The organism is Riemerella anatipestifer ATCC 11845 = DSM 15868 (assembly GCF_000252855.1).
Taxonomy (GTDB): Bacteria; Bacteroidota; Bacteroidia; order Flavobacteriales; family Weeksellaceae; genus Riemerella; species Riemerella anatipestifera.
The window spans coordinates 665,457-680,230 of record NC_017045.1; the positions used below are offsets into that span (position 1 = coordinate 665,457).

Annotated in this window: 13 protein-coding genes and 1 tRNA gene; 6 read left to right on the plus strand and 8 right to left on the minus strand. The window is 35.1% G+C overall.

Annotated features, from left to right (window positions below):
* The first annotated feature begins 24 nt into the window (after positions 1 to 24).
* The 4 genes from priA (at position 25) to RA0C_RS03285 (ending at position 6,323) form a co-directional block, all read left to right on the plus strand.
* Positions 25 to 2,472 carry a replication restart helicase PriA gene (priA, locus tag RA0C_RS03270; RefSeq protein ID WP_004920099.1) on the plus strand — a complete coding sequence of 816 codons (2,448 nt, stop codon included), beginning with the start codon at positions 25 to 27 and terminating at the stop codon, positions 2,470 to 2,472.
* A gap of 120 nt (positions 2,473 to 2,592) precedes the next feature.
* Complete coding sequence (dacB, locus tag RA0C_RS03275) at positions 2,593 to 4,014, plus strand: D-alanyl-D-alanine carboxypeptidase/D-alanyl-D-alanine endopeptidase (protein WP_013446803.1); 1,422 nt, start codon at positions 2,593 to 2,595, stop codon at positions 4,012 to 4,014.
* An 89-nt stretch (positions 4,015 to 4,103) separates the two neighbouring features.
* On the plus strand, positions 4,104 to 5,297 hold the full coding sequence (gene kbl, locus RA0C_RS03280; protein ID WP_013446804.1) for a glycine C-acetyltransferase: 1,194 nt from the start codon (positions 4,104 to 4,106) through the stop codon (positions 5,295 to 5,297).
* A 102-nt stretch (positions 5,298 to 5,399) separates the two neighbouring features.
* Positions 5,400 to 6,323, plus strand: a complete 924-nt coding sequence (locus RA0C_RS03285) for a restriction endonuclease (RefSeq protein ID WP_013446805.1) — start codon at positions 5,400 to 5,402, stop codon at positions 6,321 to 6,323.
* Between the two features lie 129 nt (positions 6,324 to 6,452).
* Here the strand turns inward: RA0C_RS03285 and RA0C_RS03290 are convergent, their stop codons facing one another.
* Positions 6,453 to 7,145 (minus strand): ZIP family metal transporter, encoded by a 693-nt coding sequence (locus tag RA0C_RS03290; protein ID WP_013446806.1) that lies wholly within the window; start codon positions 7,143 to 7,145, stop codon positions 6,453 to 6,455.
* Between the two features lie 190 nt (positions 7,146 to 7,335).
* Between RA0C_RS03290 and RA0C_RS03295 the strand changes: the two genes are divergently transcribed.
* Positions 7,336 to 8,373: a PLP-dependent cysteine synthase family protein gene (locus tag RA0C_RS03295; RefSeq protein ID WP_013446807.1), complete on the plus strand. Its 1,038-nt coding sequence runs from the start codon at positions 7,336 to 7,338 to the stop codon at positions 8,371 to 8,373.
* Between the two features lie 95 nt (positions 8,374 to 8,468).
* Entirely contained in the window at positions 8,469 to 8,795 is a 327-nt protein-coding gene (locus RA0C_RS03300) for a DMT family transporter (RefSeq protein WP_013446808.1), read from the plus strand.
* Positions 8,796 to 8,802: 7 nt separating this feature from the next.
* Here the strand turns inward: RA0C_RS03300 and RA0C_RS03305 are convergent, their stop codons facing one another.
* From RA0C_RS03305 to trxA, 7 genes are all read right to left on the minus strand, one after another.
* Positions 8,803 to 10,332: a M56 family metallopeptidase gene (locus tag RA0C_RS03305; RefSeq protein WP_013446809.1), complete on the minus strand. Its 1,530-nt coding sequence runs from the start codon at positions 10,330 to 10,332 to the stop codon at positions 8,803 to 8,805.
* A gap of 6 nt (positions 10,333 to 10,338) precedes the next feature.
* Positions 10,339 to 10,698: a BlaI/MecI/CopY family transcriptional regulator gene (locus RA0C_RS03310; protein ID WP_004920120.1), complete on the minus strand. Its 360-nt coding sequence runs from the start codon at positions 10,696 to 10,698 to the stop codon at positions 10,339 to 10,341.
* A gap of 146 nt (positions 10,699 to 10,844) precedes the next feature.
* Entirely contained in the window at positions 10,845 to 12,248 is a 1,404-nt protein-coding gene (gene lpdA / locus RA0C_RS03315) for a dihydrolipoyl dehydrogenase (RefSeq protein ID WP_004920121.1), read from the minus strand.
* Between the two features lie 127 nt (positions 12,249 to 12,375).
* A complete protein-coding gene (gene ppk2, locus RA0C_RS03320) occupies positions 12,376 to 13,182 on the minus strand; it encodes a polyphosphate kinase 2 (protein WP_004920123.1) in 807 nt (268 codons plus the stop codon).
* Between the two features lie 18 nt (positions 13,183 to 13,200).
* Positions 13,201 to 14,055, minus strand: a complete 855-nt coding sequence (gene ppk2, locus RA0C_RS03325) for a polyphosphate kinase 2 (RefSeq protein ID WP_004920125.1) — start codon at positions 14,053 to 14,055, stop codon at positions 13,201 to 13,203.
* A 147-nt stretch (positions 14,056 to 14,202) separates the two neighbouring features.
* Positions 14,203 to 14,276, minus strand: a tRNA-Asp gene (locus RA0C_RS03330).
* A 151-nt stretch (positions 14,277 to 14,427) separates the two neighbouring features.
* Positions 14,428 to 14,745 carry a thioredoxin gene (gene trxA / locus RA0C_RS03335; protein ID WP_013446810.1) on the minus strand — a complete coding sequence of 106 codons (318 nt, stop codon included), beginning with the start codon at positions 14,743 to 14,745 and terminating at the stop codon, positions 14,428 to 14,430.
* Positions 14,746 to 14,774 lie beyond the last annotated feature (29 nt).

A 14,774-nucleotide genomic window follows, 5' to 3' on the forward strand; every position in this document is an offset into this window, starting at 1 on the left:
AATCACTTATTTTTGTTCCCCTCTATGCTTTACGCTCAAGTCATACTGCCACTTAATCTAAAAGGAACTTTCACTTACAAAGTTCCCATTGATTTACAGGATAAAATAGCGTTGGGTATGCGCGTTCTTGTTCCGTTTAGAGGAAAGAAAATCTATACTGGAATCATCTCAGACCTACACCAAAACACTCCCGAAGAGTTTTCTCCAAAGGAAATTTACAGCATTTTAGACGACACTCCTATTTTACCTCTCCCACAGCTTGAGTTTTGGCAATGGCTATCTTCTTACTATCTGTGTAATTTAGGCGAAATTTACCGTTTAGCATTTCCTTCATCATTAAAATTGGAGAGTGAGACTTATCTAAAACTCAAACCAAATGTTAACATAGATTATGAACTTCTAGATGCCAACGAAATACTTTTAATACAGGCATTGGAAGTTCAGCAATTAGTCAATCTTTCTGAAATGGAAGTCTTTATTCCGAAGAAAAATTTAATTAAAACCATCAACGCTCTTATAGATATGCACTATATAGAGATAGATGAAAAAGTGGCAGAAAAGTACAAAGTAAAGGAGGTAGCTTATGTAAAAATTAAAGAGGAATTGCTAGGCAATCAGTCTTTAGCAGAGGTCATTTCTAGCCTTAATAGAGCGGAAAAACAAAAAGAACTTTTCCTGCTCATTTTGTCTAAACAAACGACTTCGCCTGAAGTTCCTATTAAAAAATCTATTTTGTTTGAGGAAGGTAATTTCGCTCACGCCCAAATGAAAGCTCTGATAGATAAAGGTCTAGTAGATGAATATTACCTCCAGCACGACCGACTAGAGACTTACAATGGTGATATAGAAGACATTGAACCTCTTACTGAAACTCAAAACAACACATTTAAAGCAATAGAACAGTCTTTTGCTCAAAATCAGAAAGTATTATTACACGGCGTAACTTCTTCGGGGAAAACCCACATCTATATCCACTTGATAGAGCAACTCATCAAAGAGAATAAAAACACATTATTATTACTACCAGAAATTGCATTAACCAAGCAAATTATCCGCAGATTAGAAAAAAAATACGGCGATTTAATTGGCTTTTATCATCAAAAACTCACCGATTTTGAACGAGTGGAAGTTTGGAGAAAAGTAAAACTCAACAAGATTAAAGTCCTTATTGGAACTAGAAACGCATTGTTTCTGCCCTACCAAAATTTAGATTTAGTGATTGTAGATGAAGAACACGATTCTGCCTACAAACCTAGAGAAGCTAGCCCTTACTTTAATGCTAAAGATGCAGCTCAAATCCTAGCTTATCATTATAAAGCTCATCTACTGCTCGGCTCTGCCACGCCATCTTTAGAATCTTATTACACTGCCCAAAAAGGAAAACTTAAGTACCTTTATTTAGGCGAACGATACGGCAATGTAGATTTACCAGATTTTGAAATCATCAATATTAAAGAAGAACAAGAGACTAAAACTATAAATGGGAATTTTTCGGCAGCGTTAATTCAAAAAATTCAGGAAAATTTAGAGAAGAACAAACAAATTATTATCCTCCATAACAGAAGAGGCTATGCCAATGTAGTAGAATGTGAGGCTTGTGGATACGTAACCTATTGCTCTAACTGTGATGTGGTAATGACCTATCACAAATCTTCTAACGAAATGAAGTGCCATTATTGCGGACAAAGAGCTTCTAAACCCAACCAATGTCCTAGGTGCCAGTCTCAACAACTCAATACCAAAGGCATCGGAGTAGAACAAGTGGCGGAGGAAATCAAAAGATTGTTTCCAGAGGCAGAAGTGGACAGAATGGACATAGACTCTATGAGAAAAAAGTTCGCTTATGAAAAGCTCTACGAAAAAATAGAGAATAGAGAAACCGACTTCATTGTTGGCACACAGATGATTTCTAAAGGTTTAGACTTTGACCATATAGACCTAGTGGCAATTCCCAAGGCTGATGCACTCCTATATGTACAAGATTTCCGAGCGGAAGAAAAAGCCTACCAGCTCATCACTCAAGTATCTGGGAGAGCAGGCAGAACTTCGGGAAAAGGTAAAGTAGTTATACAAACTTACAACCCAACACACCCTTTATTTAGCTTGATTAAACACAATAGCACTCAAGAAATTTATGAGTATTTCTTAAATGATAGAAAAAAATTCCTCTATCCACCATTTACCAAAGTAGTGCTTATAGAAATTAAACATACCAAAGAAGGAAAAGCAGATAGAGCCTCACAATTCTTAGGTTCTATCCTTAGGAAATACTTACCTTTAGACTGTGTTTTAGGTCCAGAAAAAGCACCTATCGCAAAGTTGAAAAACAAATATCAGTTCCAAATATTACTCAAACTGCCTAGAAATAATAAATACTTCACTTTCAAAGAGTACATTTCACAATCATTGGACGAGTTCAGAGAAATCTCCGCTTATCAATCTGTGAAAATAGAGGTGTTTGTAGATTTTTAACTCTTTTTAACATAATTTAAGTCTATTTACCAACTCTACATAGGTCTAGACTTACAATATTTTTTACCTTTGTTTCGTTGTTTTCTAATGGAAAGCCTCAATGTAACAAAATTTCAAAGTATGAATTTAACCAAAAAAGGGCTTTTAATAGCCTGTATATCTATATTTTTCGTTTCATTTGCTCAATACTCTAGTTCGTATCCCACCTACGAAACACCAACTGCTGAAAAAGTAACTCTTTCGGCTAAAGAGGAATTAGATATTGCTATCAATCAGTTAGCAAGCGACCCAATGGTGAGAAACGGACAATGGGGATTTGTAGTGTACGACCCAAAAAGTAAACAAATCATAAGTTCTTGTAATGAGGCTACTCCATTAGTTCCTGCATCTACCACAAAACTATTAACTACAGATGCCGCCATGAATATTATGGGGTCTAAATTCAAATATAATACACAGCTAGAATATTCTGGTAAAATCTCTGACGATGGAGTTCTAGAAGGCAACCTATATATTGTAAGTAGTGGCGACCCTACTTTAGGCACAGGGACAGCAGGGTCTTCTAGCTATGGTAGCATATCCTCCGATTTTATCTATGCCATAAAAAACTTAGGAATCACCAAAATCAATGGCAATATTTTCATACAAACTGCTGTTTTTAAAGGCAATAATGATAGCCTCCCAGCCAACATTGTTTGGTTAGAGAGAGAAAACTATTACCTCCCCGTAGGCAGAACTGCCAATATAGACCCTACCAAGGAACGAAAAGTAATTAAGCGTAGGTTTAGAGATGACGAGAAAAGATTTTTCTATGTCTCTCCGTACACCAATCAAATGGCTTATACAGATTCTTTTGAAGGTAATACAGTAACAGGTAAAATCCCCTCTGCACCTTATTCCCTTGCCAATACATTAAGAGCTTCTTTACTTAAAAGTGGTGTAGCAGTAACAGGTAAAGTAGAAGGCAAAACCATTGATATAGAACCCGAAAACAGAACTTTTATCACTAAATACCAATCACCTAGTTTAGATGAGATTGTGTATTTCGTTAATCAAACAAGTAATAATAGATTTGCAGAAGCCCTACTTCGTTCAGTAGGATTTTACAAAAACGGAGACGAATCCCTAGAAACAGGCAGACAAACAATCGTAGAACATCTAAATGCTAACGGCTATGATTTCAATGGATTAAATCTAATGGACGGTAGTGGTTTATCTAGAAGCAACTTAGTAACACCTATTTCACAGGTTAAGTTTTTGGCAGGTCTTATGAAAGAAAGATATTACAAATCCTACTTTGATTCATTACCTATTGCAGGACAAACAGGTACATTAAAGAAAATGTTTCTCTACAACGAAGGCTACGGACAAATCTTCGCTAAAACAGGTACTCTAAGAGCTGTAAAATGTCTAGCAGGTTACATCAATACCAAATCTGGCAGAACCCTTACATTCTCATTGTTAATCAATAATTACACAGGGTCTGTGCATCAGATTAAAGCTAAAATGGAAAAACTACTAGAGCCGGCACTCAATCTCTAATATTTATAAAATAATCTATAAAGTCTTCCAACAGTGAAGGCTTTTTTTATTAAATTAGCCAACGATTTTATAACCAAAATAAACTAAATATGATTTCTAAAAATTACCTAGAGTATTTACAAACCGAACTTCAAAACATCAAAAACGAAGGTCTTTATAAAAACGAACGCATTATTACCTCTCAACAATCGGCTGAAATTGTAGCCAATGGTAAAAAACTACTTAACTTCTGTGCCAATAACTACCTCGGGCTATCCAACCACCCCGAAGTTATGAAAGCCTCACAAGACGCTATTGCTTCTCACGGTTACGGTATGTCTTCTGTGCGTTTTATATGTGGTACACAAGACATTCATAAAAATCTAGAGGCTAAAATATCTGAGTTTTTGGGTATGGAAGACACCATTCTCTATGCCGCTTGTTTTGATGCCAACGGAGGGGTTTTTGAACCATTATTTACAGCAGAAGATGCCATCATCTCTGACGAACTCAACCACGCTTCTATTATTGATGGAGTAAGACTTTGCAAAGCGGCAAGGTATCGCTACAAAAACAATGATATGGCAGATTTGGAAGCTCAGCTTATTGAAGCGAGTAAACACAACCACAGATTTAAAATCATTGTTACCGATGGAGTGTTCTCTATGGACGGTATCGTAGCCGACTTAAAAGGCGTTTGTGATTTAGCTGAAAAATACGATGCTCTAGTGATGGTGGACGACTCCCACGCCACAGGTTTTATCGGCAAAACAGGAAGAGGTACTCACGAAGCAAACGAAGTTATGGGAAGAGTGGACATCATTACTTCTACACTAGGGAAAGCACTAGGTGGAGCGTTGGGTGGCTTTACTTCTGGTAAAAAAGAAATTATAGATATGTTAAGGCAGCGTTCTAGACCTTATCTGTTTTCTAACTCTTTAGCCCCTGGCATTGTAGGTGCAGCAACCAAAGTTCTAGAAATGATTTCCGAAGACACCAGCCTAAGAGACAAGGTAATGGATAACGCTCAATATTTTAGAACCCAAATGAAAGCCAAAGGCTTTGACATTCCTGATGGCGATGCCGCTATTGTACCTGTAATGCTTTATGATGCCCCTCTATCACAAAAAATGGCAGAAAAACTTATGGACGAAGGCATCTATGTTATCGGATTTTTCTATCCTGTGGTTCCTAAAGGCAAGGCTAGAATTAGAGTACAATTGTCCGCTGCACACACGAGAGAACATTTAGATAAGGCTATAGCTGCCTTTGAAAAAGTAGGAAAGGAGTTAGGGGTTATCTAAAACATTAAGACCAACTCTTTATATACAAAACTACATTAAAGCATTACATAAATTAAAATATTTACTTTGGTCGGTAACCTTTAAAACCAAGCTGAAAAGAGTATGTCAATACCAAAATATAATGAGATACAAGTTCCTGCTCTAAAACTTTTAGAAGACGGGAAAATTTTAAAACTGAGAGATTTTATTGAACCTATTGCATTACACTTTAACTTGTCAAATGATGAAATAAATCAAATGTATCCATCAGGCAATGGATATATATTTTATGACAGAATATCTTGGGCTTTGAGCTATCTGAATATGGCTGGTTTGTTAGATAAACCAAGAAGAGGATTATTTAAAATCAGTCAGAAAGGTATTGAACTCTTAAAAACTCCCGAAAAGATTGTCCGTTTTGTTGAAAAAGAAGTTCAAAAATCAGATAAAGTTAAGAAGGAAAGAGAACCTTCTAAAATAGAAATCATTGATACTAAGAGTGAAAACCTTACTCCTCAAGAAAAACTGTATAATTCTTTTAATAAAATTAGACAAACTGTTTACGATGAAATTATCAATACAATCTTAAGTAAAAGTCCAACCGCGTTTGAAAAACTTGTAGTTTTATTACTTCAAAAAATGGGTTATGGTGGAGAAATTAAAGATTCTGGATTGGTAACAAAAAGAACAAATGACGGTGGAATTGATGGTATAATTAAAGAGGATATATTAGGATTTGGTCGTATAAACATACAAGCTAAAAGATACAGAAGAGATATTGGTATTGGAAGAGAGGAAATTCAAAAGTTTGTTGGAGCTTTGATGGTAGCACAATCCAATAAAGGTGTTTTCATTACTACTTCATATTTTTCGAATGGAGCGAGAGAATATGTGGAAAATTTATTTGGTAACACTACCATCGTTTTAATTGATGGCAACCAGTTAGCTGAATATATTTACAATTATGGACTCGGAATGCAAGTGGAGCAACTCATAGAAATAAAGAAAATGGATAGTGATTTCTGGGACTCAATGTCAGACGAATAATGAGACTATACTAACACAGCATCCACAAAAAACAAATTTCGTGGGAATGATAAAATTTTCATCATTTCCACGAATTCTTTTTGATTTTAATAGCGTTAAAATCCAACGCAATAATTTAACAAAATTAACTTAATGATGATGGAATAAATGCCCTAGCAAAGCAATCAAAATTCCTGATACTACTAGCAGGAGCTTCATCCGATCCATTTTGTGGTTTTTGTTACTTTCAAATATAATTACAGCGGAAATATGCAGAAATATCCCTCCCACTATGGCTAGAAAATAAGACTGCCACTCCATTGGGATATATTTACCCAAAAGCACTCCAAGAGGAGAAGCCAAAGCGAAAATGCTAATAATACTCCACGAATAACGCTTTGATGACCCTTTACCAAACAAATACGCTCCCAAAACAAAAGAAATAGGAAGGTTATGGAACAAAATACCTGTAAGATAAGGCGACAAAACCTCCGTTTCGTTAGCTAAAGGGATACCTTCTATAAAAGCATGAAAAAACAAACCCACCATAAGTGCCACAGGCAGTATATTTTTAGTTTCGCTGTGATGGTGGATATGCCCATGCTCAAAGCCTTTGGTAAGGCTTTCTAAAACCATCTGCAACAGGACTCCTAATACAATCCAAACACCTATGTTGTGATTATGTTCGTGGTAGACTTGAGGAAAGACTTCGTTAAGACAAATCGTAATAAGAAACCCCGCACTTAGAATAAGTAAATTCTTTGCTAGCTTCTCTTTAGCCCCAAAAAATTTACCCAACAATACCCCCAGTATTACACTTAGAATGAGAAGAACAATAATCATAGAATTAAAAATAGAACCGCAAAAATATTAAAAAACCTTGGGAGTATAGCTATAAAATAGAAGCTTGAAGTAAAAAAGCAAATCAACTATAACTAATAATATAAAACACCACCAAAACTAAACAGATATTTAAGTCTTATATTCCTTATTTTTTTATTAACTTTGCACCCAGTTTTTGAGAAAATGTAATATGGCGACTAATGTTTATGATAATATTCTCGGTTTAATAGGAAATACTCCTCTTGTTAGATTAAATAAAATTACCGAAAATATAGCAGCTACAGTCTATGCGAAGATAGAGTCTTCTAACCCAGGGCACTCTACTAAAGATAGGATAGCTCTGCATATTATAGAACAAGCAGAAAAAAAAGGATTACTAAAACCAGGTGCTACTATTGTAGAGACCACCTCTGGTAACACAGGGTTCTCCATTGCAATGGTAAACATTATCAAAGGGTACAAGTGCATCTTATCTGTAAGCGATAAAACCAAGCCTGAAAAAATAGCTTATCTAAAGGCATTAGGTGCTACCGTATATGTTTGCCCTGCAAATGTACCTGCGGACGACCCTCGCTCTTATTACGAAGTCGCTAAGAGAATTGCTAAAGAAACACCTAACTCTATCTACATCAACCAATATTTTAACGAATTAAATATAGATGCTCACTACTCCTCTACTGGTCCTGAAATATGGGAACAGACCCAAGGGAAAATCACGCATCTAATAGCGTGTACTGGTACTGGCGGAACACTTTCTGGCTCTGCTAAATATCTTAAAGAGCAAAATCCTGATATCAAAATTATTGGAGTAGATGCAGATGGTTCTATACTTAAAACTTACCACGAAACAGGAGCTATCAATAAAGAGGATATTCACCCCTATCAAATAGAAGGATTGGGCAAAAATTTAATCCCAACTGCTCTTAGGTTTGATTTAATAGACGAATTTGTACGAGTAAACGATGAACAAAGTGCTTACCGCACAAGAGAAATTGCTATAAAAGAAGGCATTATGGGAGGCTACACTACAGGAGCCGTTACCCAAGCTCTTATGCAGTATGCGGAGGAGAATCCGTTTAAAGAAGATGATTTAGTAGTGCTTATCTACCCAGACCACGGTTCTAGATACATCAGCAAAGTCTATAATGATGAGTGGATGGAATCTCAAGGTTTTACCAATAACGAACTTCATAACTACGACAAGCTCTTTAAAACAGAGCATATATAAACTAAAATTATAGGTAAAAACTGTTTCTACAACAGATGTAGAAACAGTTTTTTTATTTTACAGCAACTCATCAAAACCCTTTTTATACCATTAAGATGAATTGGATTATTTTAATCATTGCAGGACTCTTTGAAGCCTTATTTGCATTTTGCTTAGGGAAAGCCAAAACTTCGGAAAATACAGAAGCGATTTGGTGGTATCTAGGCTTTTTAGTTGCTCTTACTACAAGTATGGGGTTACTCATTAAAGCCACCCAAACGCTCCCCATAGGAACCGCCTACGCTGTATGGACAGGAATAGGAGCAGTAGGCACTGTACTGATTGGCATCTTTGTATTTAAAGAACCTGCCACCACACTAAGACTCTTTTTCTTAGTCACTCTTATAGGCTCCATTATTGGGCTAAAAGCCGTATCAAGCTAACAATCATTTAATTCTCATTAATCGCCTTAACAACTTCTAAAGCGACACGGCGAGCTTCCTCTGCTTTTTTAGCAACATCCTTAGATATTTTTGAGGCTTCTTCAGCCGCTCTTCTACTTTCATTAGCCAATTGTTCCACAACTTTTGCTTCTTTTTCTCGTAATTTAGAAAGACTTTCCCTCTGCTTTGCGTCTTTGGAAGAAGATTGATAATATTCTCTTATTTTGGAAGAAGACTGCTTTATATCTTCTAAAATACGCTTATAACGAGGAGCATCATGAATTCTGTCCAACTGACTATACAAGCGTTCCAATTCTTTAAACTGCTCTTCAGTATTTGATTTTGCAGAAATAGGACTTCTCAACTTTTCTATTTTAGTTCTTATTTTTTCTTCCTTTTTTCGTTCCAATTCCAAGGCTTTTCTATACTTATCAATCTTTTTTCGCTCCTTTTGAATAATCTTTCTAAAATCTTCATTGGGCTTTCTCAAAGTATCTATTTTAACTTCTGTACTTTTATTCTCAACTTCATACACAAAATCTTGTGATATCACCTTATCATTACTTCTATTTTTACTCTTTTGTGAAACTGACTTTCTAGCTTCTTCTTTAGGATTGTTATGATTTTTCAAATCATTAACCTTATGTTCTATGACTTCGTTTAAGGTTGCAATCTCTTTGTTTTTGGTATTAACAGCATAGATAAATACCATACTAAACACTAACGGTAAGACTAACACTTTTCTAATGTAAGCAAACTTTGTTTTTGATTTTTTTAACATAATAATTCTTTTTTTAAGGTTAGATGACATAAATGGATTGGTTGCTGGAAAAACTTTCCCCGAGAAATGATGCTCTAAAATCACTTTCGCAAACGACTGAGTATCGCCCTTCTTTATAGATTGACTATCTGCTAAATACTCGTGAATTAAACTCAATTCTTTTTTTATTAAATAAAAAATAGGATTGAACCAAAATATAGATTGAAATAAAGAAACTATAAACTTATCCCAAGAATGACCTTGCTCTATATGTACCATCTCGTGCTTTAGGATTTGACGCCCTAAATCCGTATCAATAGCAATACTATTCTTCCAAAATAAATTTTTAAAGTATGAAAATGGAGCTTCTTCTAAATCGGTTTTATAAAAGTTAATCCCTTGAAAATTAATTTTTTCATATTTATTTTTTAGCTTTGACAATCGCCACATTCCCAACAGTAATCTAAATAAAAATATTACTGACTCAAAAGCTACTATTATCCCTAAAAAGTAAAACAAAACAGTGTAAGATTCTTGTTTATACTTTGATGAATAACTCTTAAATTCACTCATTAGCATAAGTACCTTTGGATTTACTTCAATGGTAAAATACTCTACTTTAAGCAAAGGAAGTAATACGCTTATGAATAATGTAAGCATTAAATAAAACCTATTATAACGATGAAAAGTCTTATCTTTCAAAAAGATAAAATAATAAGTGTATAAAACCCCCGAACAAACCAAAGATTTTATAATATAGGTCATTAGAGAATCCATAGCTAGTTATTTTTTAAGTTCTTTTAATAATAACTCTAAATCTTCCACTGACATCTGTTTTTCTTCTACTAAAAAAGAAACAGCTTCTTTATAAGACCCTCCAAAATAGTTTTTAATAATACCTCCAAAAGATTTTTTACTGTACTCTTTTTGGGAAATTATAGGGAAATACTCATGTTGTCTACCATACACACGATAATCTACAAAGCCTTTCTCCTTAAGAACCTTAAGTATTGTGGATACTGTATTGGTATGAGGCTTAGGCTCTGGAAAAAATTCTAATATATCTTTTAAAAAACCCTTTTCTAATTGCCACAGATATTGCATTACCTGTTCTTCTGCTTTGGTAAGTTGCTTTATTTCCATATCACTATAAATTTAGTGATACAAATATATAACTATATTTTAAATATACAACTATTTTTTTAGTGATAATTTTATTTTACAAAAAAAATCGCTGTTAGAGAAATTTCTCTAACAGCGATTTTCATATTAATTTATCTATAAATCAATTACATATGCAATGCTCTTTTTCCTGTAGCATCTAAAGCCGCTTCTTTAATAGCTTCTGTAAATGTTGGGTGAGCGTGAGAAATTCTTGAAATATCTTCGGCACTCGCACGGAATTCCATAGCTACTACAGCTTCTGCAATCATATCCGCAGCACGAGCTCCTATCATATGAACTCCTAAAATTTCGTCTGTTTTTTCATCAGCCAATACCTTAATTAGTCCATCAATATCTCCACTCGCACGGCTTCTACCCAAAGCTCTCATTGGGAAACTTCCCACTTTATAAGAAACGCCTTCTTCTTTAAGCTGCTCTTCTGTCTTCCCTACTCCAGCTACTTCTGGCCAAGTGTAAACCACCCCTGGTATTAGATTGTAGTTAATATGAGGTTTTTGCCCTGCTAAAGTTTCTGCTACAAAAACACCTTCTTCTTCCGCCTTGTGAGCCAACATAGCTCCCTTAACCACATCACCAATCGCATAGATATTAGATACATTAGTCTGAAGGTGGTCATTTACTTTTACTCTTCCTCTTTCATCTAAATCCACACCTGCATTCTCTAAGCCTAAACCTTCCGTATAAGGTCTTCTTCCCACTGATACTAAGCAATAATCTCCCTCTACACTTACTTCTGCCCCCTTCTTATCTTTAGCTGTTACTACCACGGCATCGCCTTTTCTTTCCACCGCAGAAACTGCTGTAGAAAGCATAAATTTCATTCCTTGTTTTTTAAGAACTTTTTGTAATTCTTTAGACAAAGAACCGTCCATTCCTGGGATAATTTTATCTAAATACTCTACCACTGTTACCTCAGAACCTAGTCTTTTGTAAACAGAACCAAGCTCTAGCCCTATAACACCACCACCGATTACGATAAGGTGCTTAGGTATTTCTTTCAAATTAAGAGCCTCCGTAGAAGTTATGATTCTTTCTTTATCTAAACTAATGAAAGGCAAAGAAGACGGCTTAGACCCCGTAGCTATAATGGTATATTTGGACTCAATAGACTCTGTAGAGCCATCATTTTTTATTACTTTAATTTTAGTTGCTGTTTCAAAACTTCCTACTCCTTCAAAAACTGTAATTTTGTTTTTGTCCATTAGGAAATTAATCCCCTTGGTCGTTTGCTCTACCACTTCGTTTTTTCTTTCTACCATTCTAGCCAAATCCGCTTTAGGCTCGTTGATAACAATTCCGTGGTTTGCAAAGTTATGCTTAGCATTTTCAAAATGCTCTGAACTATCCAAAAGTGCCTTAGACGGAATACACCCTACATTAAGACATGTCCCTCCCAAGGTAGGATATTTCTCTATAATAGCTGTTTTAAAACCTAATTGTGCACAACGAATAGCTGCCACATAACCTCCAGGTCCAGAACCGATAACAGTAACATCAAATTGACTCATTATAATTCAAATTTATTTTTGTTTTTACCCTGACAAATGTACTAATTTTTATATGAACCACCAACCCAGATATTCCGCAAACCTAAAACAAAAAAGGCGACTAATAAGCCACCTTTTGTAAACTACCCTAATCTTCTAACTCTTCGTGAGTTATCACCTCTGAGTTCTTCGGTTCGTACGGAATTTTATCTAATATATACTCTAATGCCTCTACTCTTGCCTTAGATTTTTTATTGGCTTTTAATACTTTCCACGGTGCAATTTCTGTATCCGAAACCTCAAACATTTTTTCCTTATATTCCGTATAAACATCCCATAAATCTAAAGCCTTAGCATCTACAGGGCTATATTTCCATTTTTTAAGAGGATTTTCTATAATATCAGCAAACCTTTTCGCTTGTTCTTCTTTTGAAATGGAAAAATACAATTTGAGCAAATAAGTACCCGAGTTTACTAGCATTTTTTCAAACTCATTGACTTGCGACATAAAAATATCATACTCTTCTTTTGTACAAAACCCATTAACAGGCTCTACCACTGCACGGTTGTACCAACTTCTATCGAAAAATACAATTTCCCCAGCTTTTGGCAACTGACTGATGTATCGCTGAAAATACCATTGACCTTGCTCTACCTCATTAGGCTTTGGAAGAGCAACCACACGATGCTCTCTAGGGTTAAGATGCTCAGTAATTCTTCTTATCGCTCCTCCTTTACCAGCGGCATCTCTACCTTCAAAAATAATGATTACCCTCTGTTTATTTTCTACTACCCAATTTTGCATTTTGATAAGCTCTTCTTGCAATGTAGCCAATCTTTTCTCGTACTTTATCGTACGCAATGCTTTGTCTGGATTAAGCGTATCCGACTGCAATAGAGCATAAAGCCCCTTTTTAGTATCTAGTTTTTTATATTGTATATCTGTAAGTTCCATATTGATGTTTATTTATAGTTAAAAGTCTATTTGCTTAATCATTCTAAAGTATCTTTGTACCACACTAGGGTCTGGGTTAAGGGAAACCTCATTCTCTCCTTTCCCTTCGTAATTAAACTGACTAAGCACATATCTTATTGCCTCTAATCTCGCTCTCTTTTTATTATCAGACTTCACCACTACCCAAGGCGAAAAAGCATTGTGAGTTCTAGAAAACATCTGATTTTTGTATTTTGTGAACTCGTCCCATAGTTCCTGTCCTTTTTCATCTACGGGGCTGTATTTCCATTTTTTCAGTGGATTTTGAAGCCTACTATTAAAACGGAATAACTGCTCATCTTTACTTACAGAAAACCAAAACTTAATAATATGTGTCCCCGATTCGTAAAGCATATGCTCAAACTCTGGCACCTGAACCATATATTCCTCATATTGCTCTGGCGTACAGAATCCCATCACAGGCTCTACTACCGCTCTATTATACCAACTTCTATCAAAGAAAACAATCTCACCAGAATTAGGAAGTTCTTTAATATATCTACGAAAATACCACTGCCCTCGTTCCACATCTGTAGGTTTATTAAGAGCTACAATACGCATAGCACGAGGGTTAAGATGTTCCGCAAAACGCTTAATAGTCCCTCCTTTACCAGAAGCATCTCTCCCTTCAAAAATAATAGCAACTTTTTTACCCGTATTTTTAATCCAGTTCTGAAGATTTACAAGTTCTGCTTGTAATAATTTTAATTCATCTTCATACTCTATCTTTTCTATAAGGGCAGCATATCTGGAATCTTCATCTTGATGTTTGTAGAGGTACTTCATCAAATCCTCTTTGGTTTTCATTTTCTCTAAATCAGTCTTTGGTATCATATAATAATCTTACTTTTATTTTTCTCTATAAAGTTAAGATTATTTGGTTAAACATAAAAAGTTTATAAGGTGATTTTTAACAGTAAGAAAAGGATTAAAAACAAAAAAACCTCTAGTAGCTACTAGAGGTTCTAACCATAAATATTGCGATCCGGACGGGGCTCGAACCCGCGACCACCTGCGTGACAGGCAGGTATTCTAACCAGCTGAACTACCGGATCTTTTTATAAGAACATTATTCTTAATTATGTATCAGAACGCTTATCTGAATAATGTGGTTGCAAAAGTATAACTTTTTTCAATACAAACAAAATTTTATATAAAAAAAAGCACCTTCATTTTAGAAAGTGCTTATAAATCAATTTATTTTTTTTATAAATGCGCTGATAATTTTTCTGCAATAACCTCCTTAGGAGACACGCCTACTAGCTTATCTACCACTTCTCCATTCTTGAAGATAAGAACTGTAGGTATATTTCTAATACCGTACTCCATAGCTACCTGCTGGTTGTTATCTACGTCTACTTTACCTACAACTGCTTTACCTTCAAAATCATTTGCTAATTCTTCTACGATAGGTCCTAGCATTCTGCATGGTCCACACCATACTGCCCAAAAGTCTACTAATACAGGCTTGTCTGAGTTTATTACTACTTCTTTAAAATTGCTGTCTGTAATTTCTAATGCCATAATTTTACATTTTTAGTCTGCAAATATAT